Annotated in this window: 24 protein-coding genes; 16 read left to right on the top strand and 8 right to left on the bottom strand. The window is 32.8% G+C overall.

Annotated features, from left to right (window positions below):
• The first annotated feature begins 27 nt into the window (after positions 1 to 27).
• On the top strand, positions 28 to 633 hold the full coding sequence (locus tag OLM51_RS13005) for a PAS domain-containing protein (RefSeq protein WP_264551035.1): 606 nt from the start codon (positions 28 to 30) through the stop codon (positions 631 to 633).
• Positions 634 to 856: 223 nt separating this feature from the next.
• On the opposite strand, the gene recG is transcribed toward OLM51_RS13005, so the two are convergent.
• Positions 857 to 2,965 carry an ATP-dependent DNA helicase RecG gene (recG, locus tag OLM51_RS13000; RefSeq protein WP_264551034.1) on the bottom strand — a complete coding sequence of 703 codons (2,109 nt, stop codon included), beginning with the start codon at positions 2,963 to 2,965 and terminating at the stop codon, positions 857 to 859.
• A gap of 276 nt (positions 2,966 to 3,241) precedes the next feature.
• On the opposite strand from recG, the gene OLM51_RS12995 reads away from it, so the two are divergent.
• The 4 genes from OLM51_RS12995 to OLM51_RS12980 are packed head-to-tail and all read left to right on the top strand — an operon-like array spanning position 3,242 to position 6,491.
• Entirely contained in the window at positions 3,242 to 3,670 is a 429-nt protein-coding gene (locus OLM51_RS12995; RefSeq protein ID WP_264551033.1) for a hypothetical protein, read from the top strand.
• Positions 3,671 to 3,725: 55 nt separating this feature from the next.
• Positions 3,726 to 5,495, top strand: coding sequence for a hypothetical protein (locus tag OLM51_RS12990; protein WP_264551032.1), 1,770 nt, complete (start codon positions 3,726 to 3,728; stop codon positions 5,493 to 5,495).
• Positions 5,496 to 5,544: 49 nt separating this feature from the next.
• Positions 5,545 to 6,087: a DUF1697 domain-containing protein gene (locus tag OLM51_RS12985; protein ID WP_264551031.1), complete on the top strand. Its 543-nt coding sequence runs from the start codon at positions 5,545 to 5,547 to the stop codon at positions 6,085 to 6,087.
• Positions 6,087 to 6,491: a DUF4348 domain-containing protein gene (locus tag OLM51_RS12980; protein WP_264551030.1), complete on the top strand. Its 405-nt coding sequence runs from the start codon at positions 6,087 to 6,089 to the stop codon at positions 6,489 to 6,491. Before OLM51_RS12985 ends, OLM51_RS12980 begins: the two co-directional genes overlap by 1 nt.
• Here OLM51_RS12980 and OLM51_RS12975 read toward each other — a convergent pair.
• Positions 6,484 to 6,876 carry a hypothetical protein gene (locus tag OLM51_RS12975; RefSeq protein ID WP_264551029.1) on the bottom strand — a complete coding sequence of 131 codons (393 nt, stop codon included), beginning with the start codon at positions 6,874 to 6,876 and terminating at the stop codon, positions 6,484 to 6,486. The two genes, OLM51_RS12980 and OLM51_RS12975, sit on opposite strands and share 8 nt — an antisense overlap.
• A 6-nt stretch (positions 6,877 to 6,882) precedes the next feature.
• Complete coding sequence (locus tag OLM51_RS12970; RefSeq protein ID WP_264551028.1) at positions 6,883 to 7,626, bottom strand: diphthine--ammonia ligase; 744 nt, start codon at positions 7,624 to 7,626, stop codon at positions 6,883 to 6,885.
• Positions 7,627 to 7,720: 94 nt separating this feature from the next.
• Here OLM51_RS12970 and OLM51_RS12965 point away from each other — a divergent pair, with 94 nt between their 5' ends.
• From OLM51_RS12965 to OLM51_RS12955, 3 genes are all read left to right on the top strand, one after another.
• A complete protein-coding gene (locus OLM51_RS12965) occupies positions 7,721 to 9,781 on the top strand; it encodes a M1 family metallopeptidase (protein WP_264551027.1) in 2,061 nt (686 codons plus the stop codon).
• Positions 9,782 to 9,976: 195 nt separating this feature from the next.
• Complete coding sequence (locus OLM51_RS12960) at positions 9,977 to 10,882, top strand: patatin family protein (RefSeq protein ID WP_264551026.1); 906 nt, start codon at positions 9,977 to 9,979, stop codon at positions 10,880 to 10,882.
• A gap of 5 nt (positions 10,883 to 10,887) precedes the next feature.
• Positions 10,888 to 11,619, top strand: coding sequence for a hypothetical protein (locus OLM51_RS12955; RefSeq protein WP_264551025.1), 732 nt, complete (start codon positions 10,888 to 10,890; stop codon positions 11,617 to 11,619).
• Positions 11,620 to 11,686: 67 nt separating this feature from the next.
• On the opposite strand, the gene OLM51_RS12950 is transcribed toward OLM51_RS12955, so the two are convergent.
• Entirely contained in the window at positions 11,687 to 12,208 is a 522-nt protein-coding gene (locus tag OLM51_RS12950; RefSeq protein ID WP_264551024.1) for a hypothetical protein, read from the bottom strand.
• A 127-nt stretch (positions 12,209 to 12,335) separates the two neighbouring features.
• Here OLM51_RS12950 and OLM51_RS12945 point away from each other — a divergent pair, with 127 nt between their 5' ends.
• The 4 genes from OLM51_RS12945 to OLM51_RS12930 all read left to right on the top strand — a co-directional run bounded on the left by OLM51_RS12945 (position 12,336) and on the right by OLM51_RS12930 (position 16,773).
• Entirely contained in the window at positions 12,336 to 13,103 is a 768-nt protein-coding gene (locus tag OLM51_RS12945; protein WP_264551023.1) for a sulfite exporter TauE/SafE family protein, read from the top strand.
• A gap of 230 nt (positions 13,104 to 13,333) precedes the next feature.
• Positions 13,334 to 13,492, top strand: coding sequence for a hypothetical protein (locus OLM51_RS12940; RefSeq protein WP_264551022.1), 159 nt, complete (start codon positions 13,334 to 13,336; stop codon positions 13,490 to 13,492).
• Between the two features lie 234 nt (positions 13,493 to 13,726).
• Positions 13,727 to 16,063, top strand: coding sequence for an ATP-dependent helicase (locus OLM51_RS12935; protein WP_264551021.1), 2,337 nt, complete (start codon positions 13,727 to 13,729; stop codon positions 16,061 to 16,063).
• 89 nt (positions 16,064 to 16,152) lie between these two features.
• Positions 16,153 to 16,773: an L-threonylcarbamoyladenylate synthase gene (locus OLM51_RS12930; RefSeq protein ID WP_264551020.1), complete on the top strand. Its 621-nt coding sequence runs from the start codon at positions 16,153 to 16,155 to the stop codon at positions 16,771 to 16,773.
• Positions 16,774 to 16,958: 185 nt separating this feature from the next.
• On the opposite strand, the gene OLM51_RS12925 is transcribed toward OLM51_RS12930, so the two are convergent.
• Genes OLM51_RS12925 through OLM51_RS12915 form a run of 3 tightly spaced genes read right to left on the bottom strand, consistent with a single transcriptional unit; the run spans position 16,959 to position 19,319 of the window.
• The gene (locus tag OLM51_RS12925) at positions 16,959 to 17,792 is read right to left on the bottom strand and encodes a flagellar motor protein MotB (RefSeq protein ID WP_264551019.1); all 834 of its coding nucleotides are present in this window, start codon (positions 17,790 to 17,792) and stop codon (positions 16,959 to 16,961) included.
• A gap of 34 nt (positions 17,793 to 17,826) precedes the next feature.
• A complete protein-coding gene (locus OLM51_RS12920; RefSeq protein ID WP_264551018.1) occupies positions 17,827 to 18,846 on the bottom strand; it encodes a glycosyltransferase family 2 protein in 1,020 nt (339 codons plus the stop codon).
• Positions 18,847 to 18,866: 20 nt separating this feature from the next.
• A complete protein-coding gene (locus OLM51_RS12915; protein WP_264551017.1) occupies positions 18,867 to 19,319 on the bottom strand; it encodes a type I restriction enzyme HsdR N-terminal domain-containing protein in 453 nt (150 codons plus the stop codon).
• Between the two features lie 96 nt (positions 19,320 to 19,415).
• On the opposite strand from OLM51_RS12915, the gene holA reads away from it, so the two are divergent.
• The 3 genes from holA to ettA all read left to right on the top strand — a co-directional run bounded on the left by holA (position 19,416) and on the right by ettA (position 22,418).
• On the top strand, positions 19,416 to 20,420 hold the full coding sequence (gene holA / locus OLM51_RS12910) for a DNA polymerase III subunit delta (protein WP_264551016.1): 1,005 nt from the start codon (positions 19,416 to 19,418) through the stop codon (positions 20,418 to 20,420).
• Between the two features lie 65 nt (positions 20,421 to 20,485).
• Positions 20,486 to 20,668, top strand: coding sequence for a CAL67264 family membrane protein (locus tag OLM51_RS12905; RefSeq protein ID WP_264551015.1), 183 nt, complete (start codon positions 20,486 to 20,488; stop codon positions 20,666 to 20,668).
• Positions 20,669 to 20,726: 58 nt separating this feature from the next.
• Positions 20,727 to 22,418 carry an energy-dependent translational throttle protein EttA gene (gene ettA / locus OLM51_RS12900; RefSeq protein ID WP_264551014.1) on the top strand — a complete coding sequence of 564 codons (1,692 nt, stop codon included), beginning with the start codon at positions 20,727 to 20,729 and terminating at the stop codon, positions 22,416 to 22,418.
• Between the two features lie 76 nt (positions 22,419 to 22,494).
• Here the strand turns inward: ettA and OLM51_RS12895 are convergent, their stop codons facing one another.
• On the bottom strand, positions 22,495 to 23,157 hold the full coding sequence (locus OLM51_RS12895; protein WP_264551013.1) for a carbohydrate-binding family 9-like protein: 663 nt from the start codon (positions 23,155 to 23,157) through the stop codon (positions 22,495 to 22,497).
• 205 nt (positions 23,158 to 23,362) lie between these two features.
• Here OLM51_RS12895 and OLM51_RS12890 point away from each other — a divergent pair, with 205 nt between their 5' ends.
• Entirely contained in the window at positions 23,363 to 25,018 is a 1,656-nt protein-coding gene (locus OLM51_RS12890; protein ID WP_264551012.1) for a M1 family metallopeptidase, read from the top strand.
• Positions 25,019 to 25,204: the final 186 nt, after the last annotated feature.

The raw sequence follows: 25,204 nt of genomic DNA, 5'->3' as shown, positions 1-25,204 counted from the left end.
TACATATTGATTTTAAATACAAAATTTATGGATACCAGAACTACCCGCCCAACTCCATCAGACAGAGAAGTTGATTGGAACAAGAATAAAGTACTGCTTAGTAAAACAGATACTAAAGGAACCATTTTATATGCCAATGAAGATTTTATTGACGTTTCTGGTTATGACGAGTTTGAGCTTATTGGACAGGCACATAATATAATACGCCATCCTGATATGCCCAAAGTGATTTTTAAATTTTTATGGGACAGTATTAAATCAAGCAAAAATATTCATGCCATCATCAAGAATATGTCCAAAACGGGCCGATATTATTGGGTAATTACCGACTTTAAAATCATAGCAGATACTGATGGTGAAATTGTAGGTTATTTTGGAACAAGAAAATCTGTTCCGGAAGACATTATTGTCAAGTTTATTGAGCCTTTGTACAAAAAACTGTTGCATATCGAAGAGGCGAGCGGTATGCTGGCATCAGAAGAATATCTGGTTGGGTTTTTAGAAGAGCGTAAAAAGACCTACATGGAATATATTGACCATCTTGTTGCAACAGGAAAAGATGATAAAAACAAAGTAAGCAAAGGTTTGTTTAATGGTTTTTTCGAAAAGAAAGATGCTCCTAAAAAGAAATAATTTGTAAAGAGAAGCTTCATTGTATCAATTAAAATATTCAAACTAAAATTTGCACCCCGACAAATCTAATCACCTTAGAAAAGTACCTGAGTATTTTGATTCAAAGTTTGATACAATGAAGTTTTATTTTTTTTAGTTTGAGGTTTCAAGTTTCAAGTTTCAGTTTTCAGGTTAAATCATAGAACCTCAGAGTCTTAGTACCTTAGAGCCTTGAAGAAAAAGATCAACTAATATAATTCCAGATATTTTTCTTTTTCGTCAGTTCAAGAAAAACAGATTTTAAGATAGCATGTTCCGGTTTTTGCAAAGGACCATCTTCTTTTAGAATTTTCATAGCATAGTTTCTGGCGAGACTCAAAATATCACGGTCACGGACAATATCAGCAATCTGAAGATTTAAAACACCACTTTGCTGTGTTCCCATTAAATCACCGGGACCCCGAAGTTTAAGATCTACTTCGGCAATCTCAAAGCCATCATTAGTACCAACCATAGTTTCCATACGGGTTTTACTGTCAGAACTCAATTTATGACTCGTCATTAAAATACAATAACTTTGTTCAGCACCACGACCAACACGTCCGCGTAACTGATGTAATTGTGATAAGCCAAAACGCTCTGCGCTTTCAATAATCATAACACTGGCATTGGGTACGTTTACACCAACTTCAATTACTGTTGTAGCCACCATAATATTGGTTTTTCCTTCCGAAAAGCGCTTCATCTCCGAATCTTTTTCAGCCGGTTTCATCTTTCCGTGCAAAATTGAAATCGAATATTGAGGTAGCGGAAAATCACGTGATATACTTTCGTAGCCATCCATTAAATCTTTGTAATCCATTTTTTCAGATTCCTGAATTAAAGGATATACAATATAGATTTGTCTTCCGAGTGCAATTTCATCACGGAGAAATTTCCAGACTTTCAAACGATTGGAGTCGTAACGATGTACGGTTTGAATGGGTTTTCTTCCCGGTGGTAATTCATCAATTACAGAAATATCAAGATCACCATATAGGCTCATGGCTAAAGTTCTCGGAATTGGGGTTGCTGTCATTACCAAAACGTGTGGCGGAATATCATTTTTCTTCCACAATTTAGAGCGTTGTTCCACTCCAAAACGATGTTGTTCATCAATAACAGCTAAACCTAAATTCAGAAATTTTACTTTATCTTCTAATAAAGCATGAGTTCCTATTAAAATTTGCAGCGTTCCGTTTTCAAGTTCTTCGTGAATAACTTTTCTTTCAGAAGTTTTGGTTGAACCGGTTAATATTTTGATGTTGATATTTAAAGTATTGGCAAATTCAGATAGTCCAATAAAATGTTGATTAGCAAGAATTTCTGTTGGAGCCATTAAACAAGCCTGAAAACCATTATCAATGGCCAAAAGCATACTCATAAAAGCAACAATTGTTTTTCCGGAACCAACATCTCCCTGCAGTAATCGGTTCATTTGGGCATTGCTTCCCATATCTGAACGAATTTCTTTTATTACTCGTTTCTGAGCACCTGTAAGATTAAATGGCAAATGGTTTTGATAAAAATCATTAAATAATTCGCCCACTTTTGTAAACGGATGGCCTTTAATTTTATGCTTTCTGATTAAATTTTTGGTGATTAACTGTAATTGAATAAAAAACAATTCTTCAAATTTTAATCGGAATTGAGCTTTCGACAAAGCATCGGTGCTTTTTGGGAAATGGATATTGAATAAAGCGGCTCTTTTCGAAATTAACCTCACTTCCTCGATTAAATAAGGTGGAAAAGTTTCGGTAAATAAAGCCTGAGTTTCAATAAACAATTGCTCCATCAGTTTATTAATGGTTCGATTTGAAATACCACGGTTGGCCAAAGTTTCTGTAGAAGGATAAACAGGTTGCATGGCAGATCGCAGACTTTTTTCATGTTCGCTTAAAAGCTCTATTTCAGGATGTGCCATACTAAACTGGCTCCCGTACAAGGAGCATTTTCCAAAAATAACAAGTTGTTCGTTTAATTTTAAACTCTCACGAATCCATTTGTGTCCCTGAAACCAGTTTAAATCAATTTGTCCTGTATCGTCTACAAAAGTGGCAACAAGACGTTTCTTGTTCTTAGCAAATTCAACCGTTTTAATGTTGATTATTTTGCCAATGATCTGAACTTCAGAACCTGTATTTTGTAGTTCGTTTATCTTGTAATATCGTGTTCTGTCAATATACCGGTTAGGAAAAAAATTGACCAAATCTCCATATTTATGAATCCCCAATTCCTTGCGCAGTAACTGACCACGACTCGGGCCAACACCTTTTAAGTATTCGATAGGGGTTTCGAGAAGATTATTAGACATTTTTTTTAGACTTCTTAGATTTTTAGATAGTTAGATTTTAGAAAATAGAGTATAGAAAAAAGAGAATAGATTTTTGTCTATAATTCTATTTTCTATACTCTCTTGTCTTTGGAAAAGCGAAGATAGATTTTAATTGGGGAATTTGAAAATAGAATGTTGGACAGGAATTGAATTTTGGTTTTCTAATATTATGTTAATGTTAAGATAATCAAATAAAACGCAACCTTTTTTAAGAAATAAAATCTTAATAATAGTTAACCTTTTAAAACCTAAATTATGAAAAAAATTGGACTCTTAATTTTATCTTTTCTTTTGTTTGTTTCTTGTTCTAATGATACTAAGGATGATTCAAAGGAGATCGTTCCTTTTGCTCCATCAGATTATTATGGAAAATGGGTGCAATTTGTTGATAGCAAATTTGCTAATGATCCCTCATCAAAACAATTTTCTTATGTTTTTAATAATGATAAAACTTTTGTCAAAACCAGATCATACGATAACAAGATCACTACATTGTCAGGAACTTTCGGAATCGTAACAAATAATAATGTGACTCAGTTTATATTGTCTTACAAGGAGTATAACATGATAATATCAAACTGTTCAAGTGATTTAAAAGAAAGTTTTACTTTGGATAAATTAAATCATTTAAATGATAATGCAAGTGCTTGTGACCGTAGTTATATTTTCAAAAAAGAAGAATAAATACAAGGGAGATAATGATTAGATTTGTTATCGCATTTTAGATATAAGCCAAATTATGATTAAAGAAGAAAAAGTTCCTTTTGAAACTATTGTGTTTTCTGGTGTTACATTTAAGGTTATAAACCGACACGAAGCGCATAATATTATCGGAAATCTGTCCGATTTTAATAATCAGAAAATCTATAATGTTTTTGAGGATACCTGGCGTTTTCCGGATTATGAAGAATATCCAATGTTTTTACTGGCAGAAGAAGATGTTCAAATGGATTCATTTGAAATGGATTTTAGTACAGAGGAACATCCAGATATTTTTATTCTTGGATTTATTTTTAAAGGAAATCTTAATGTGACGAAATTTATCAGTTCTTATGATACTGATAATTCTCCTGCATTGATTGTACTGGGAGAAACCAAAACAGTAAATATCACTTTGTTTGGAAGCGTTCATTATCTAGGTGGCGGTCTAAATTGTGATGTACTTATAGGTGAATACAATCATGGTGAACTTTTTGTAAAAGGTGATGTTACTGCATGGCTCATCTATAGTGAAGATATGCTAATGCATTTTGAGCGTTTTACAGATATTCAGGCTGTTGTAAATGTAAATAGACCAGATGTGTTAATTTGCAGCAAAGTAACAGATACTGATGGAAATACTTTAACGGTAGAAAACTATTTTCCAACAACACATAAATTATCGGATATTGTGGATGATTCCTTTATTGAATATTCAGATTATGATGGTACAGCAATGTTAGGCAATAATTATCGTGAAGATGTCTTTAAAGAGGGGCTTTCTATTCTTGATTACAGCAAGACAGAAAAGTACATGTATACCAATTTTCGTGATCAGTTTATAAATATGGTTAATGTACTTTTTGAAAATGAATATGTTAAGGAAATAGGACAATTTAGCAGACATATTTCCGGAACTACATATTCGTTTATTCCTTTTGAATATGAAGGAATGAAATACAGTCAAATTTCAGAAGAAATCGCTAACGGATTTAATATCAGAACACGTGCATTATGGTGTCATGATAATGAAGAAATTATGTTGATTCTGGAGTATCTTGACGAAGAAAAAAATCCAAAATACCAATGGATAAACAATGAAACTGCACCAGGAATAGAACTTTATTGTGTAAAATGTGCAGCTATAAAAACTTTTGAGGTTCTTACTGCAGAAGAAGCTGTAGAAGACGAAGACGACGAAACTGAATATGAAGAATACGATAACAGTTTTTCTTTAGATGAATTTTCTGTTCAGTTTGGAGATTACGCTCTACCAGACGATTTAATAAAATTATACGAGTTTGAACAAGAATATGGAGCAGAGAACTATTCTGAATGTTTTGGTCTTACCATAACAGATGATAAGAGAGGTATAAAAACCTGGTCTGAAAATGAAGAGTTTTACAATAGTTTTATAGAATTTGCCGGTGCAAACGGTTCAGGAAGTTCTTATGCTTACTGGCTTATCGATAATGATCTGAATAATTGCCCAATTGTTGTTTTTGGTGATGAAGGCGGAATTCATGTCGTAGCAGAAAATACACGTAAATTAATTTATTTATTAACTTTTGACACTGAAATATCGGTAGATTTCGATAATGCTTACTTTTATAAAGATGAAGAGTATTATGAAGAAAATGAAAATAGAGAAGAGTTTCAGAATTGGGTAAAAAAGGAATTTAATTTTGATGCCATAGAATCAAGCGAAGAAACGGATGAGATTGTAAACCAAGCAAAAAACAAGTATAAGAAGCGTTTAAACGATTTTCTAACAAAGTTTGATATTGAAATTGGTCAAGAGGAGGAATAATTGCATTATCATAAAATGAATTTTTATCTTTGACTAAAATTTAAAAAGTATGATTACACATTTAGCTCTTTTACGCGGTATCAATGTTTCCGGTCACAATATGATGAAAATGGAAGCATTAAAATCTATGTTGGAAAATATTGGTTTTCAGAATGTTCGAACTTATTTGCAATCTGGAAATGTTTTTGTTGATACAGAGGAGGAAAGTGCTTCAAAAGTAGGATTTATGATTAAACAGGAAATATTTAAAGTTTTCGGTCATGAAGTTCCAACTGTCGTGATTACGAAAAAAGATTTAGAAGCCTGTTTTTCAAATAATCCCTTTTTGAAAGCAAAAGATGTTGATACTAAGAAACTTTACGTTGCTTTTATTTCAATTGCGCTAAAAAAAGAGAGTATCAATGATTTAAAAATTAGTCAATTTAAACCAGACGAGGCAAGTATTGATGAAAACAGGATTTTTATTAAATATGATATTGGTGCTGGAAAAACGCGTTTTGACCAGAAATATATTGAGAAAAAACTAAATGTAGTTGCTACAATTAGAAATTGGAATACGGTTACAAACCTTTTAAATATGTATTCTGAATAATGAGAAAGAATTTAGTTTTTGCTTTTTTTACTTTTGCAATGTTTTTTGGCTCTACTGTTTTGGCTCAAAGTTCGATTACTTCAAAAGAGGATTTTAATGTATTTTTTAAGAAATTTAACTCGGACCCAAAATTCCAGCTTAGCAGAGTAATTTTTCCATTAAATGTAAAACAAAATAATGATGATTACGAGTTAGAAACTTTTACTGTTTCAAAGGAAAAGTACAGTGTTTTGAATCTTAATAAAAAAGCCAAAGAAATTGATTATACACAAAAACTGGTTTTGCATAAAAACAAAGCTGTAATCCAGCTTCGTGGTATTGATAACGGAATTTATATTGATTATATCTTTGAGCTAAAAAATAATATCTGGCAGCTTAAAACCTGGAGTGATATGTCTACTTAATCTCAATTTTAATGGGTATTTTTTTTAAATATAAAGTATCTGCATTATGTAGTGCCCCTTTTTTTGCGCCACCACCAAACGGATTCATAAGTTGTATATGTTGTGATTCGTAACCTTCTTTTTCAATTACTTCAAAAACAGACAACGGAGGGGCTTCATAGCCAAAAAATGTAAATTGATGATACCGTTTCTCAGTCAATGAGAAATAACCGTTGTTTTGGCTTAGAACTTCTCCAACTTTACAGTTTTCGATTGGTTGTCCGGATTCTGCATCATAAACATAACCTACAATCTGAGGCCTTTTGCATCTGCTTACAAGACAGCTTTGCAAAGAGAAAGAAATAAGAAGTATAAATAGTATAGAGTGTAGTTTTTTGTGGCACATTCTAAATTATTTTTTAATCAGATCACAATACCAAAAACCATAATCAAATGCATCAGAAGTATTGGTATCACATGCTTTGTTTGATGAATCCTGGTTTTTTGGAGCTTCATATTTACGATACACGATTTCTCCGATTTCAAAATTTATGGGTTCAGAAAATATTGGACCGTCAAAAGCAAAAGTATGAAATTCTCCATTTTCTCCACAAACATCAACATTTTCAGGCAAATCATTGATAAAATCCTGATCGATAATTCTGCCCACAAAACTTTTGTCCAAATAACGTTCGTTGACACAAACAACAATAGTTTTAAACCCTGATGAAATAAATTCCTGAATTAAGTTGTGAGTTGGAATTTTCCAGATTGGGAAAACACCGTCAAAACCCATTTTTGCCAACTGATCTTCACGATATTTACGCAAATCTTCCAGAAAGATATCGCCAAAAACTGAATGTGAAATGCCTTGTTCTTTTAATTCTGATAAGGTTTTGGTCATTACGTTTTCGTAAACCTCCATTGTTGGCATTTCCGGAATTTCTAAGATTTTTAAAGGTATTCCGATGCTTTTTGCCTGAGCTTCCAGTAAGTCGACACGAACACCATGCATAGAAATTCTTTGAAACTGCTGATTAACGCTCGTTAATAAACAATCGATTTTATAATTAGGATTTTGAAGGATTTTATACAAAGCAAGAGCAGAATCTTTTCCGCTACTCCAGTTAAATAAGGCTTTTTTGGGTGCTGACACGTTTTATTAGTTTTATATGGTAAACTTACAAATTTCATTCTATTTGTTGGTCAAACCTTTGTAACTTTGGGATTTTGCCACAAATTTTTATTCAATGAAATATATTTTTCTATTATTCACATCTTTAATCTTTGCGCAGCAAACTAAATATGTTGATTTTAAAACGGTTACCGGCCAATTGTCTTTAAATTCAAAAGAGAAAACTGTTTCAGGATCTGTAAATTATAGTTTTACGGTTTTACAGCCAATTGATACTATAAAAATCGATGCCAAAAACATGGAATTCTCAAAAGTATTGATCGATAATAAAGAGGTTGTTTTTGTAAATTCCGGTAAGCAATTACAAATTGTAGGCAATTTTCAAAAAGGAGAAAATCATTTAACTTTTGACTATAAGGCAAAACCAAAACAGGCGTTGTATTTTATAGATATTGAGAATAAAGAAGTTCAGATTTGGACTCAGGGACAAGGGCGCTACACCAGCAATTGGTTTCCAAGTTTTGATGATGTAAATGAAAAAGTAATTTTTAGTTTAGGAATATCCTACGATGCAGCATATCAGGTTGTTTCGAATGGCATATTAAAAGAAAAAGTAGTAAAAGGCGATTTATTGCATTGGCAGTACGAAATGGAAAAACCAATGAGTTCTTATTTATTAATGCTTGCTGTAGGTAAATATGATAAAAGAGAATTAAAAGCTAAATCCGGTATTCCTCTTGAGTATTATTTAGAAAACAAGGATTTAGTACGTTTTGAACCTACATTTCGTTATTCCAAACGCATTTTTGATTTTTTAGAAAAGGAAATTGGTATTAAATATCCGTGGAAAATATACAGGCAGATTCCGGTTCGTGATTTTTTATATGCCGGAATGGAAAATACTACTTCTACGCTTTTGGCAACACGATATGTGGTTGATTCAACTGGTTTTACCGATAGAAATTATACAAATGTAGATGCACACGAACTGGCGCATCATTGGTTTGGAGATTTAATTACGGCAGAAAGCAGTAAGCATCACTGGCTTCAGGAAGGATTTGCAACTTATTTTGCTGCTCTGGCTGAACGTGACATATTTGGAGATGATTATTTTTACTCTAAACTTTATGATACAGCACAGCAAATAAAATTTGCTTCGAGAACAGATTCAATTCCTGTTTTAAATCCAAAAGCAAGTTCGCTTACTTTTTACGAAAAAGGAGCATGGACGCTTTTTGTTTTGCATGAGTCAATTGGTGATAAAGCGTTTAAAAAAGCGATTAAAAGTTATCTGAAAAAGTATGCCTATCAAAATGTAAACACGCAAAATTTCTTTGATGAAATAAAAAAAGTTTCCAGTTTTGATTTGGAAAAATTTCAAAAAACATGGTTAGAATCAACTACTTTTGATACCCCAACTGCGAATGCTTTGCTCAGTAAAAACAAATCGATTCAAATTCGGTTAGAAGTTGATAAATTGAAAAAAACACCTTTGGCAGAGAAAAGAGAATTCTTTATTAAAACGCTAAATTCTGATGCTTATCATACGGTAAAAGAAGCTATTATAGATCAGTTGGAAAATGAAAAATATGAAGCAAAAAAAGAATTATTGCTTTTAGCGCTGCAAAGTAATATTATTCAGATTCGCCAGACAGTAGCTGAAACTTTAACCAAAATTCCTGAGGATTTTAGAACAGATTATGAAACTTTACTGGATGATAAATCATACCAAACTCAGGAGGTGGCTTTGTATTGGTTATGGCGAAATTTTCCGGATCATCGGGCAGAATATCTTAATAAATCTAAAAACTGGATTGGTTTCAATGACTATAATCTTCGCACATTATGGCTTTCTTTAGCATTGTCAACAACAAATTATGCCGACAATCCAGATGAACTTGTAAATGAACTGATCGCTTTTTCTTCAACTAAATATGAAGCCACAACGCGACAAAATGCTTTAGAAAAACTAATCGCGTTTAAGATTATTAACGATCAGGTTTTGAGTAATTTAGTTTTGGCGACAACGCATCATATGTGGCAATTTTCGAAGTTTGGAAGAGACACCATCAGATTGTTATTAAAAAATCCCGAAATGCGTGCTTCTTTTGAAAGAATTTTGCCTAATTTGACCCCTGATGAACAATTTCAACTGAATCGTTTGCTGAAAGAGTGAAGATAGAACGAAGAGAATAGAGGCAAGAAGAGAGAACATAGAGAATAGAGCAAAGAAAATAGAGGCAAGAAAATAGAATAAAGAGAATAGATGCAGGAGTAAAGATTTAAACGAATAGAAAAGTCTTTACTCTTTATTCTTTTTTCTATTCTCTTTACTCTTTACTCTAAAAAAATAAAACCTACAATACCATATATGAGAGCATTAGTTATTTCTGGCGGCGGAAGTAAAGGCGCCTTCGCCGGAGGAGTTGCGCAATATTTAATCGAAGAGAAAAATCATGAATATGATTTGTTTTTAGGAACTTCTACAGGAAGTTTATTAATTCCGCATTTAGCTTTAGGACATATAAAAAAAATACATTCGGTTTATACTAATGTTACTATGGCAAGTATTTTTAATATTTGTCCGTTTGTGGTTAAAAATAAAGAAGGAGTAGATATTGTAACGATTAATCACTTCAATGTTTTACGTCAGTTTTTTAAAGGAAAAAGGACTTTTGGCGAGAGCAAAGGGTTGAAGAAATATATTCAGAATAATTTTTCGCTTTCCGACTTTAACAAGCTCAAAAAATTAAAGACAGACGTTGTGGTTACGGTAACCAATTTTACTAAGAATGAATCAGAATACAAATCGGTTAAAGATTGTACTTACGAGGAGTTTTGCGATTGGTCCTGGATTTCCAGCAATTATGTTCCGTTTATGAGTTTGGTCGAAAGAAATAACTCCGAATATGGTGATGGCGGATTCTCTAGTTTGGTTCCAATTCGTGAAGCCATTAACCGTGGGGCAACCGAAATTGATGTGATTATCTTAGAAACCGAAGTAAATATGGATAAAACAGTGATTGGTAAAAATCCGTTTTCGCTAATGATTGATTTATTCCGAATTGCTTTAGATCAGGTTGAAAAACATGACATTGCTATAGGAAAACTTATGGCAAGTAATAAAAATGTAAAGCTTAATTTATATTACACGCCAACAAAGCTTACAGATAATGCGCTTATTTTCAATAAAGAAGTGATGAAAGATTGGTGGGAGCAAGGATATGAATATGCACAGAATAAATCGGAGGTTATGAGTGATAATAAGATAGCTTAAATAATATGAATAAAGTAGTTTTATTTAGTTGTCTCTTTTTTTGTTTCAATTTATGGGGGCAAAATTTGTGCAGAACAAAAATTTTGACCGAGGAAGAAATATTTCAAAAGAATGAACTAGATAAATATGTTAAGCATGATTTTTCTGAGTTATGGAATCAAACCAATAATAATTTGATTTACGGTATTATTGGAGATAATTATGAAAGAATACAGATTAAATTTATTTCAATAAAAAGAAGCGAAAAGAAAAGTAATGAATATGTAATTTCTGGTAAATCAATGGTTAAGTCTAATATTTGTGATTTTATCGGAAAAATTACAATTACAAAGATTCAAGAAGTCAAAAAACTAAGATTTGGTGTAGATGATGAATACAAAAATGCAGGTATAAAAAATCAGGGGATATTGACTGCAACTTACGAATTAATTGAAAATACAGAGCAAAAAGGCTCAGGTAAATTTCAGGGAACAATGCAGTCTTTATGGTATTTAGACAAGAATGATTTGATGAAGTATAACGATATTGAAATTAATTCTGATAAATATTTTAACAATGTTTTTGTTGGTGTTTGGAAATCAAATAATTCTGGAAAAGAAAAAGTATGTAATTGGGCAGATTATCGAGTACCTAATGTAAATTGTGATTTTGATATAGGTGTTGGAGAATTAAGTGTATCTAATAAATATCAAAAAAACGGATGGTGGGTCAAGCCTAAATTTAAATGGTGGCTTTAAAATATAAAATTTATAATTATTTGACGAGATTTATTAATAGATCTTAATAAATCTCGTCTAGTAAATTTTACCAAAGTTCTGCAACTTCATTTTTAATATATCCCAAAGCAGCATTGCTAGGTGATTGTTTTTCTAGTAAATCATTTAAAATTACCTCACGAAGTTTATCAGCACTGTCAACGCGATCGCTCATGGCAGCCTTACGAATCATTTGTATTGTTGAGTTTTTTGCTGTTGTAATGATCGTCCAGCATTCGTCGGACATATAGATTTGCTGCGTTAAATTGTGCTCAAATTCTTGTTCGATTTGGTCAATTACAAAGTTTTCATAATCGTGTTTATCGGGAGAAATTGGACTAATTCTAATCAATAATTTAGTTAAATTAATACGTTCCAAAAATAAAGTCATACGCTCATAAGCTTGTAAACGTATTGGTAGCGATTGTTTATTATATTCTCTGTTTAATAAAAAAGCACGCTTTTTATCGTTATTCTTGATGTGCAGTTCAAAAAAACTGTAAGCAACAAATCCTGTTACAATTGCAGGTAAAGTATAACTGGCTAATTCTATAATTCTTGTAAAATCCATTTGGGTTAAATTTTTTAGCAAAAATATACTTTTTGAGGAGAAATCCACTTTAAATTTTTGGTAATAAACAAAACGGAAGCCTTACTTTTGCAACTAGTTTTTAAAACCTACTGAAACCTATTTTTTAATGGATTTATATATAATTTTTTTTCTTTGTTTAGCTGCTTTTGCAGCAGGATTTATTGATGCAATTGTTGGTGGTGGCGGATTAATTCAGACACCAATGGGGTTGATTTTATTGCCCAATTTACCTGTTTCAACAGTTATTGGAACACTTAAAGTTCCCGCTTTCTCAGGAACATCTTTTGCTGCTTTTCAGTACTTGAAAAAAGTGGTTATAGAATGGAAATTGTTATTGATTATGATGTGTCTGGCAGTTCCTTCTGCATTTTTGGGCTCAACTATTTTAACGTTGGTTAGTAATGATTTTATGAAACCCCTTTTGTTGGTTGTCTTGTCTTTGTTATTTATTTATACCTATGCAAAGAAAAATTTCGGGCAGCATGTTGCTAAAGATCATTCTGCAACGACACAAATAATTTATGCAGTTGTAATTAGCATAATTGTTGGTTTTTATGACGGATTTATTGGTCCCGGAACAGGAAGTTTTTTTGTTGTTGCTTTTATTGCGCTTTTAGGTTTTGATTTTTTGCACGCTTCTGCAAATGCTAAAATGGTAAATCTGGCAACAAATTTTGGTTCGATATGCTTGTTTATGATAAAAGGAAAAATTATCTGGGCAATTGCAATTCCTATGGCAATCAGTAACGGTCTTGGTGGCTGGTTGGGTGCAAAACTGGCCATTAATAAAGGAAATGGTTTTATTAGGATTTTCTTTTTGGTAGTGGTTGTCGGGACTTTGATTCGTTTTGCTTACGATGTGTTTTTTAAGTAAGGTTCTAAGGGGCTAAGATTCTAAGATGCTAAGTTTTTTTTGACTTGCCGTTGGTTTTAACCAACGGTTCTTGAAATCAAAACGACTAGGCTTTATACAAAATCGTTAAGTTTGGATAAAACCTTGATAATGTTATAAATTTAACCGTTGGTTAAAACCAACGGCAGTTCAATTTTTTTGAGCATAATAATCGGATTAATGAAATATTAAAAATTAGAAAACATTAAAAAATGGATGAAATTATAGAAGATGACGAAATTTTTTTAAACGATTTTTCAGATGAAGATTTAAATAAAGAACTTCAAAAAAGTATGGATGATATTAAAGCCGGAAGGGTTATTTCTTTTGAAGATTTTAAAGGAAAATTAAAAAATAAATATAATATCTAATTTGAATTTTCTCAAAATATTCAAAGAAAGCCAATTGTTTGTTTACTAGCCCTGATTGAGGCGGTATCCTCGCAGCGGAGTGGAGAGATAAAGCCGAAAGCGGGAAACCATATTTAGTAAAATGCCTATTGTTCTGCTTCAAAAAAGAAAAAACTTAGCCTCTTAGAACCTTAGAATCTTAGTAGCTTATTAAATCTATAATTCTTATTTTTGCATCATATGGAGAAAAATTTCATGCAGAAGTACATTGATCAACTCAATGAAGCGCAACGACAACCCGTTCTGAAGAAAGACGGGCCAATGATTATTATTGCTGGTGCGGGTTCGGGAAAAACTCGTGTTTTAACGATTAGAATTGCCTATTTAATGGCTCAGGGTATTGATGCCTTTAATATTTTGTCGCTGACTTTTACCAATAAAGCAGCGCGAGAAATGAAGCACAGGATTTCGGATATTGTGGGTGCATCTGAAGCAAAAAATCTTTGGATGGGAACTTTTCACTCTATTTTTGCGCGTATTCTTCGTGCAGAATCAGATCATTTAGGATATCCTTCCAATTTTACTATTTATGATTCTCAGGATTCGGCCCGATTGATTTCTTCGATTATCAAAGAAATGCAGTTGGATCGTGATATTTACAAACCAAAACAGATTTTAGGTCGTATATCTAATTATAAAAACAGTTTGATTACGGTAAAGGCCTATTTTAATAATCCGGAATTGGTTGAAGCCGATGCGATGGCAAAAAGGCCTAGACTAGGCGAGATTTATCAGCAGTATGTAGAGCGTTGTTTTAAGGCTGGAGCAATGGATTTTGATGATTTATTATTGAAAACCAACGAATTATTAACTCGTTTTCCAGAGGTTTTAGCAAAATATCAGGATCGTTTTCGTTATATTCTGGTTGATGAGTACCAGGATACGAATCACTCTCAGTATTTGATTGTAAGAGCTTTATCAGACCGTTTTCAGAATATTTGTGTGGTTGGTGATGATGCACAGAGTATTTATGCGTTTCGTGGAGCAAATATTAATAATATTCTGAATTTCCAGAAGGATTATGAAGGAGTAATAATGTTCCGTTTAGAGCAGAATTATCGTTCTACCCGAAATATTGTGGAAGCGGCTAATACGGTTATGGAGCACAATAAAACCAAACTGGATAAAGTAGTTTGGACGGCGAATGATTTTGGACCTAGAATTAAGGTGCACAGAAGTTTGACAGATGCAGAGGAAGGTCGTTTTGTAGCGAGCACGATTTTTGAACAGAAAATGCAGCATCAGCTTCATAATGGATCTTTTGCTATTTTATATCGTACAAATGCACAGTCACGTGCAATGGAGGATGCGTTGAGAAAACGTGATATTCCGTATAGAATTTATGGTGGATTGTCATTCTACCAACGTAAGGAAATTAAAGATGTTTTGTGTTATTTACGTTTAGTAATAAACCCAAAGGATGAAGAAGCATTAATTCGTGTAATTAATTATCCGGCGCGTGGAATTGGAGATACAACGGTTGAAAAGCTGACTATTGCTGCAAATCACTATAAACGCTCGATTTGGGAAGTAATGGTTAATATTGATAAAATTGACTTGAAACTGAATGCTGGTACGAAGAATAAACTGAATGATTTTGTGACCATGATTCAGAATTTTCAGGTAATTGATCAAAACCACGATGCTTTCTATATTACAGATTATGTGGCAAAGAAAACCGGTTTAGTTCAGGAACTTAAAAAAGATGCCACACCGGAGGGAATGGCGAAAATTCAGAATATTGAAGAACTTTTAAATGGTTTAAAAGATTTTACTGAAGGGCAAAAAGAAATTGACGGAGCAAGAGGAGCATTATCTGAATTTATGGAAGATGTAGCACTTGCAACAGACTTAGATAAAGATACAGCTGATGATGACCGTGTAGCATTAATGACAATTCACTTAGCTAAAGGGCTGGAATTTCCTCATGTATTTGTGGTTGGTATGGAAGAAGATTTGTTTCCAAGCGCTATGAGTATGAGTACCAGAAGTGAATTGGAAGAAGAACGTCGATTATTTTACGTAGCTTTAACTCGTGCAGAGCATCAGGCATATTTAACTTATGCTCAATCCCGTTACCGTTGGGGAAAACTAACAGATAGTGAACCATCACGTTTTATTGAAGAAATTGATGGTCAGTTTTTAGAATATCTGACTCCGGCCGAAACGAATTACAGATATAAATCGCCTATTGATGGTGATATTTTTGGAGATATAGATAAATCAAAATTGCGACTGGCAAAACCGGTAGGTGGAACTCCGCCAAAACATGTGACAGACAATAATCCGAAACCAGATCTTAATATTCGAAAATTAAAACCAGTTGGAGGAATAAATCCAAATGCAGCTGCTCCAAATTTATTTGACAATAAATTAACTATAGGAAATATGGTAATGCATGAGCGTTTTGGTAAAGGAGAAGTAGTAAATTTAGAAGGTGTTGGTGCAGATAAAAAAGCCGAAATAAAATTTGAGGTTGGCGGAATTAAGAAACTGTTGTTGAGATTTGCTAAATTAGATGTGGTAGGATAAAAAATAAGTTTCAGGTTTCATGTTTGAAGTTTCAAGTTATTGAAATGCTGACCTGAAACTTGTAACAAATAAAACTTGAAACAAAAAATATGGCTGAATTTATAAAAATATACCCGGATAAACCTAGTGAAGCAGCAATTGCAAAAGTTGTAAAAGTGCTTCAGAATGGAGGGTTGGTAATTTATCCAACAGATACTGTTTACGGTTTAGGTTGTGATATTACCAATTCCAGAGCATTGGAAAAAATTGCTAAAATAAAAGGAGTTAAATTAGAGAAAGCTAATTTTTCGTTTATTTGTCATGATTTGAGTAATTTATCAGATTATGTACGTCAGATAGATACTTCGACATTTAAGATATTAAAAAGAGCATTGCCAGGACCTTATACTTTTATTTTGCCAGGGAATAATAATCTGCCAAAAGAGTTTAAAAAGAAAACTACCGTCGGTATCCGTGTTCCTGATAATAATATTATTTTAGAAATTGTACGACAATTAGGAAATCCGGTTGTTTCAACGTCTATTCGGGATGAAGATGATGTAATTGAGTATACTACTGATCCTGAATTGATTTTTGAAAAATGGCAAAATCTCGTAGATTTGGTAATTGATGGAGGATATGGGGATAATGTAGGTTCAACAATTATAGATTTATCTGAACATGAGCCTGTTATAGTAAGAGAAGGTAAGGGTGATATAGGAATTTTGTAAAAAAAAACTTAAATCGTATAAAAGTTGAAAAATTATAACTAATTTTAGTACTGTTAAATTTAGTTAGTTAATTAAAAATAATGCTATTCTTGATTTATATTTAATTGGTTATTAAAAAAATTAAGGATACATAAAAGCAGGTCAATAGACCTGCTTTTTCTGTTTTATAATATGTGAAACAAGAATTATTTTGCTTGTTTTTTCATTTCTTTTTCAATCATATCGTAGAACTGATCGATTTTTGGCATAACAACGATACGAGTTCTTCTGTTACGAGCTTTGTTTTCAGCTGAATCATTAGCAACTAATGGTACATAAGAGCTTCTACCTGCAGCAATTAATTTAGCTGGGTTAACTCCAAGATCATTTGTTAAAACACGAACGATAGAAGTAGAACGTTTAACACTTAAATCCCAGTTGTCTAAGATAATTCCGTTGCTTTTGTAAGGAACGTCATCAGTGTGACCTTCAACCATACATTCGAAATCTGGTTTGTCATTTACAACTTTTGCAACTTTAGCTAAAACAGATTTTGCTTTATCACTTACGTCGTAGCTTCCGCTTTTGAATAACAATTTATCAGCGATAGAAATAAATACAACTCCTTTTTCAACATTGATTTCGATATCCGGGTCGTTGATTCCAACTGCACCTTTTAAACTTGTAACTAAAGCTAGAGTTACACTGTCTTTTTTAGTAAGTGCATCCTGTAGTCTAGAGATTTTTAAATCTTTTTCTTTTAAGCTTTCTAGAGATTTTTCAAGGTTTTCAGCTCCTTTAGTAGTTAAAACCGTTAAATCTTTTGAACTGTTAATTAAGTCTTGATTATGTTGTTTGTAGCTTTCAGCTGTAGCAGCCAATCCCGCTTTTTCTTCTAAACAAGAATTCAATTTTACAGTGCAAGAGTTTAATAGATCTTGTGTCTCTTTGTTCTTAGCTTCTAATGCTGCGTATTGTTTTTTCGATACACACGAAGTCAAGGCCATTAATACTGATAGTGCGATAACTATTTTTCTCATAGGTATTATATTTAATTAAACGTTGATTACAAATTTAGTTCTTAATATTTTGTTTACTGTTAAAGATTTCTTTAAAAACCATTATTTTCTTTATGTAATACAAGTAAACGATACTTTTTACGGTATAGTATCGTTGTATTTGAAAATCTTTTCGCTTTTTTAGATACTTTAAAGATATGCAATAAAATGAAAAATGCGCCTTTAAAATGGCAAAAGTATGGCTGAACTTACCTTGTGTAAGAAAACGGATACCTGCAATACCATCTAATATCATGCGGAAGAAAATCACAAAAAATAACCCTTTTTTTGGTAGGTTTTTGACAAGCATTAATAATGAATTTCTAAAATTCAAAAATGTCTTTTTTGGATTTCCCTGCTGTAAAGTTGCACCCCCTACATGGTAAACAACAGATTGTGAGTTGTATTTTATTATATGGCCTTCATTTGCAGCACGCCAGCATAAATCTATTTCTTCCTGATGTGCAAAAAAAGTTTCGTCAAAGCCGTGTAGTTCATGATAAACTTCTTTTCTAATAAAAAAACAGGCTCCTGAAGCCCAGAATAACTCGCAGTTATCATCATATTGACCATTGTCTTTTTCTAAAGTGTCAAAAATGCGTCCACGACAAAATGGAAAACCATATTTATCAATAAAGCCCCCGGCAGCTCCGGCATATTCAAAATACTCTTTGTTCTTATAATCAAGAATTTTTGGCTGAATAATGGCTGTCTGCTTCTCTAGATCAAAAGTCTTTATGATTGGTTCCAGCCAATTCTCAGTAACCTCAATATCTGAATTTACTAATGCATAAATTTCGGCATCAATACTTTGCAGGGCAACATTATAGCCTTTTGCAAAACCATAGTTGCCATCATTTTGTACTATTTTAACGGTTGGGAAATTTTGCCTGACAAAATTAATAGAATTGTCTGTTGAAGCATTGTCTGCTATATATATAGGTGCATTTTCTGAAAATTGCAGAACTGAAGGCAAAAATTGTTCAAGCAATTTTACTCCGTTCCAGTTCAAAATGACAATTGCTATTTTATCCAAAGGTATTTAATTATTTGTTTTTAATGGTTTTGTTTATAATCAGGCAGGTTTCTTAAAAACTCATATTTTTCGTTTTCAAAATCCATCTGGCAATAAAAATGATTTAGTCCGTTTGTCACATTCAAAAACCGTGCCTGCATTGTCATATTATAACGTGCAATTTGATCAAAAGTTGCCTGCGATATTTTTACTTCTGGCGCTTTACACTCTACTAATATATGTATAGAACCATCAGGGTTGAATACGACTACATCATATCTTTTTCGTAATCCGTTGACTGTTAAAACTTTCTCCACGTTAATGAGTGATTTTGGGTATTTTTTTTCAATCATTAAATAGTGAACAACGTGTTGACGAACCCATTCTTCTGGGGTAAGTATGATAAATTTTTTTCTGATTTCATCAAAAATAGACACTTTATTTTCGCTATTTTTGAATCGAAAAGTATAAGTAGGGAAATTTAGCTTTAACATATAGCAAAAATATAAAATAGTTTCAGGTTTCAGGTTTAAAGTTTCAAGTTTTGAAACCACAACCTGAAACCTGAAATTTGAAACAAGAATTTTTAAATGGATGAAGTTGTAAAAATTGTCAACGATATTAAGGCAGGAAATATTAAGCCTATCTATTTTTTAATGGGTGAGGAACCTTATTATATAGATAAGTTGTCTGAATATATTGAGCAAAATGTACTGGCTGAAGAAGAAAAGGGGTTTAATCAGACTGTTTTATATGGTAGAGATGTTTCGGTTGAGGATATTGTTTCAACGGCCAAGCGCTATCCTATGATGGCTGATCGTCAAGTTGTTATTGTAAAGGAAGCACAGGATTTATCCCGAACCATAGATAAAATTGAATCGTATGTAAATAATCCAATGGAGACAACGGTTTTGGTTTTTTGCTATAAATATAAGACACTTGATAAACGTAAAAAAGTTACTAAGCTATTAGCACAAAACGGAATCGTTTATGAAAGTAAAAAACTGTATGAAAATCAGGTTGGTGACTGGATAAAACGTGTTCTGGCGGGTAAAAAATATACGATCGACCAAAAAGCTAATGCAATGTTGGTTGAGTTTCTGGGAACTGATTTGAGTAAAATAAACAATGAACTGGAAAAACTTCAGATTATTTTGCCACAGGGAACTATGATTACGCCTCAGCATATTGAGGAGAATATCGGATTCAGTAAAGATTATAATGTTTTTGAGCTTAGAAAAGCAATCGGCGAGCGCAATCAGCTTAAAGCCTATAAAATTGCAGAAAACTTTGCTCATAATCCAAAAGAATATCCTCTTGTAATGACCACCGGACTTGTCTTTGGTTTTTTTGTACAGCTTTTAAAATACCACGGACTTAAAGATAAAAATCCGAAAAACGTAGCAGCTGCAATTGGTGTAAATCCGTATTTTTTAAAGGAATATGACTTGGCTCTAAAAAATTATCCAATGCGAAAAGTGAGTCAGATTGTTGGCGCTTTAAGAGATATCGATGTCAAAAGCAAAGGAGTTGGTGCCAATGCTTTACCGCAATCAGATTTGCTTAAAGAAATGCTTTATAAAATATTTAATTAAGCCGTAATAATTCACGATATTTGCCTTTCTAAAAATTAATCAGATTAAAAAATAATTACACAATTATGGGAATGAATAAAAATACCATTTTAGGATGGGCTACTTTGGTAATGATACTTATGGGCTTGTTACTTATAGGTCTAGGGGTTTTTAGATACAGTGAAGTATCGGGCTGGGGATTTGGCGCTGTTGGAGTTGGTTTTTTGGCTAATGCATGGGTTTTTAATGCTTTGAAAGGAAGGGTGTAATCTGTTTGATTAAAATTAAGAAGTAGAAAATAAACAATATAAATAAAAAATAAAGAAAATGTCAGACGATAAGAAAGTAATTTTCTCAATGCAAAAATTGAGTAAAACCTATCAGGGAGCAGACAAGCCAGTACTTAAGAATATTTATTTAAGTTTCTTTTACGGAGCTAAAATTGGTATTTTGGGACTTAACGGTTCAGGAAAATCTTCTCTTTTAAAAATTATTGCAGGTGTAGATAAAAACTACCAGGGAGATGTTGTTTTTCAACCGGGTTATACTGTTGGTTATTTAGAGCAAGAGCCAATTCTTGATGATTCAAAAACTGTTATTGAAATTGTTCGTGAAGGAGCTGCTGAAACTATGGCAGTTTTAGAAGAATACAATCAAATAAATGATTTATTTGGTCTTGAAGAAAACTATTCAGATCCTGATAAAATGGATAAATTGATGGACCGTCAGGCAGCATTGCAAGATAAAATTGATGCTCTTGGCGCCTGGGAAATCGATACAAAATTAGAGATCGCAATGGATGCTCTACGTACTCCGGAAGGTGATACGCCAATTAAAAACCTTTCAGGAGGTGAGCGTCGTCGTGTAGCTTTATGTCGTTTGTTATTACAACAGCCAGATGTATTGTTATTAGATGAGCCTACCAACCACCTTGATGCCGAGTCAGTTCTTTGGTTAGAGCAACATTTAGCACAATATTCAGGAACTGTAATTGCTGTAACGCACGACCGTTACTTCCTTGATAATGTTGCAGGATGGATTTTAGAGTTGGATAGAGGAGAAGGTATTCCATGGAAAGGAAATTATTCTTCTTGGTTAGATCAAAAATCAAACCGTATGGCTCAGGAAGAAAAAGTAGCTTCTAAACGCAGAAAAACGTTAGAGCGTGAGTTAGAATGGGTTCGTCAGGGAGCAAAAGGTCGTCAGACCAAACAAAAAGCACGTTTACAGAACTACGATAAATTATTAAATGAAGACCAAAAACAACTGGATGAAAACCTGGAGATCTATATCCCAAATGGTCCACGTTTAGGTACAAATGTTATCGAAGCTAAGAATGTAGCTAAAGCTTTTGGAGATAAATTATTATATGATAATTTAAACTTTACTTTGCCACAAGCCGGAATTGTGGGGATTATTGGGCCAAACGGTGCTGGTAAATCTACTATTTTCAAAATGATTATGGGGGAGCAGGCTACAGACAGCGGAGAATTTTCAGTTGGAGAAACTGTAAAAATCGCTTACGTAGATCAGTCGCACTCTAATATTGATCCGAATAAATCAATTTGGGAAAACTTTGCTGATGGTCAGGAATTGATTATGATGGGTGGAAAGCAAGTTAACTCAAGAGCTTATTTATCACGTTTTAATTTTGGTGGAGGTGAGCAAAACAAAAAAGTATCTATGCTTTCTGGTGGAGAACGTAACCGTTTGCACTTAGCAATGACGCTAAAAGAGGAAGGAAACGTACTTTTACTGGATGAGCCTACGAATGACCTGGACGTAAATACACTTCGTGCACTTGAAGAAGGTTTAGAAAATTTTGCAGGTTGTGCAGTAATTATTTCTCACGACAGATGGTTCTTAGATAGAATTTGTACGCATATTTTAGCTTTTGAAGGTGATTCTGAAGTTTATTTCTTTGAAGGAAGTTTCACTGATTATGAAGAAAATAAGAAGAAACGTCTTGGTGGAGATTTAACCCCAAAACGTTTGAAATACAGAAAATTAATTAGATAATTAATTTAATAAGTTTAAATAATAAAAGCCTCAAAATAAATATTTTGAGGCTTTTTTATTGTCGTATAAAGATGGTCTATTCTTTAAATTCGAAAGTTGCGAATTCCTGTGGTTGATGAAACCCAAACTTAGAACTTTTATAGGGCTGTAATGACAGATATTCGGTCGTGTTTCCATAATCGATCCTAAAAAGATTTCCTTTCCATTTTGTTCCGGTCTTTGGTTTTGCAAAGTTGCCATTTTCGATTTCTTCAAGAGCGGCAAAAGGGATTTTAATTTCGGTACAAAAACCTTCTGTTGTTATTTTGCTTACAGTTTCAAGCCCTTCAATATTAAAAGCCATTGAAGTGTTCCACCCGCCACAATCTGGTGAAATGCATTTTAATAACATATCGTAATTTGTTGAAAAAGCATTTACTCCAATTTCAATATAATTTTGTCCGTTTCCGTCTGGATCGATAAAAATTTCTACTAAATCATCGGTATTGAAAATTTGAGAGTCTTTCTGCTGATCTGCGCCCACAATTTTAGAATCGTCTGAACGGTAAGCAATATAAAGGTTTTCATCATTCCACGAAAGTGAAACAAATGTATTTTGAGTAGCTTTTTCTCCTGAATTATGAATGACAAACGGGCCTTGAAAAGAAGTTTTCCAATCTGATAAATCACCATCAATAAATATTTTTTCGTTTGTTTTTGAAATAATTATATTCTGTGAATCTACTGTGGTCGTACACATCAGTGCAAAAAATAAAAGTATTGTAAAGTGTCTCATATGGAAAGAAATAATAATTTGAAAAGACCAAAATAAGCAAACAATAAGGAATCTGGACATTATTTTTTTAAACAGAAATCATAAAATTTTAAAAAACTTAATCTGAATGTTTACATTTGCTATCTATTAAACGGGGTTAACCCCTTTATTTACTACAAAATTACTAATAATGAGAAAATACTTTGGTGGCGCTTTTTTCGCCTTTCTAGTTAGTTTCGGAGCAAATGCCCAAGGACTTTTAAATAAGTCAGAAACTGTTTTTACACATCAGGATACTTTACGCGGAACCATTACAAAAGAAAGAGCCTGGTGGGATTTAAAATATTATCATTTAGATGTAAAAGTTAATCCATCAGACAAGACAATAAAAGGTTCAAATACGGTACGTTATACTGTTTTAGCAGAGAATAATAAGATGCAAATCGATTTGCAGGAACCAATGCAGATTTACAAAGTAACTCAGGATGGAAAAGAACTGAAATTCGAGAGAGATGGAAATGCATTTTTTATTCAGTTAACTGCAAAACAAAAAGTTGGAGAAACCAAAGAGGTCGTAATTTCCTTTGGAGGAAAACCCAGAGAAGCTGTTAAAGCTCCTTGGGATGGCGGAATTAGCTGGAAGAAAGATAAAAACGGAAACGATTTTATTGCATCATCTTGTCAGGGTTTAGGTGCAAGTGTTTGGTGGCCATGTAAAGATCACATGTATGATGAAGTAGAAAATATGCTAATCAGCGTAAATGTTCCGGGACACTTAACAGATGTTTCTAACGGAAGATTGAAAAGTGTTAAAAAAGAGAAAGATGGTACTAAAACCTTTAATTGGTATGTATCGAATCCAATTAATAATTATGGCGTAAATATCAATATTGGGGATTATGTTAATTTCTCTGAAAAATATCAAGGAGAAAAAGGTGAATTAGATTGCGATTATTATGTTTTAAGAGATAACTTGGCTTTGGCTAAAGAGCAATTTAAAGATGCGCCAAGAATGCTTAAGGCTTTTGAAAACTGGTTTGGTCCTTATCCTTGGTATGAAGACAGCTATAAATTGGTTGAAGCGCCTTATTTAGGAATGGAACATCAGAGTTCTGTAACTTATGGTAACGAATATAAAAATGGTTATCTGGGGCGTGATTTGAGTGGAACAGGCTGGGGTTTAAAATTTGATTTTATCATTATTCATGAATCAGGGCATGAATGGTTTGCCAACAATATTACCTACAAGGATATTGCAGATATGTGGGTTCACGAAAGTTTTACAAACTATTCTGAAAGTCTTTTTGTGGAGTATTATTACGGAAAAGATGCTGGTGCAGAATATGTAATTGGCTGTAGAAAAAATATTAGTAATGATAAGCCAATCATAGGACATTATGATGTAAATAATGAAGGATCAGGAGATATGTACCCAAAAGGGGCAAATATGCTTCATATGATGCGTCAGATCATTAATGATGATGCCAAATGGAAATCTATTTTAAGAGGTTTAAATAAAACTTTTTATCATCAAACCGTAACCGGAAAACAGATTCAGGATTATATCAACGAGCAATCCGGAATTAACTTCAATAGAGTTTTTGCTCAATATTTAACTACTACACAAATTCCGGTTTTTGAATATATGTTTAAAAATGGAACGTTTGGTTATCACTGGACAAATTGTGTAAGTAAATTTGATATGCCGATAAAGGTTAAAATCAATGGAGTAGAAACCTGGCTTAAACCAACTACAGAATGGCAGTCTATTAAAACAGCAAATGAGGACAGAAAACTTGAAGTAGATAAAAACTTCTATGTTAAGACTTCTAATATTGTAGAATAGAGTTTCTTTAAATTCCAATTTTAAAAATCCCAAATTCCAATCTCGAATTTGGGATTTTTTATGTTTAGTAAATCCGACAGGTTTTTAAAGCCTGTCGGGTTTGAATTAAATTATTTTGAATTGAATATATTTTAGATAAAGTATGTCAGAAATGACAAAAGCTCTGAAAAATATTTTTTCAGAGCT

Source organism: Flavobacterium sp. N2038 (assembly GCF_025947185.1).
Classification (GTDB): Bacteria; Bacteroidota; Bacteroidia; order Flavobacteriales; family Flavobacteriaceae; genus Flavobacterium.
This window is presented reverse-complemented; position numbering and strand designations above follow the sequence as displayed.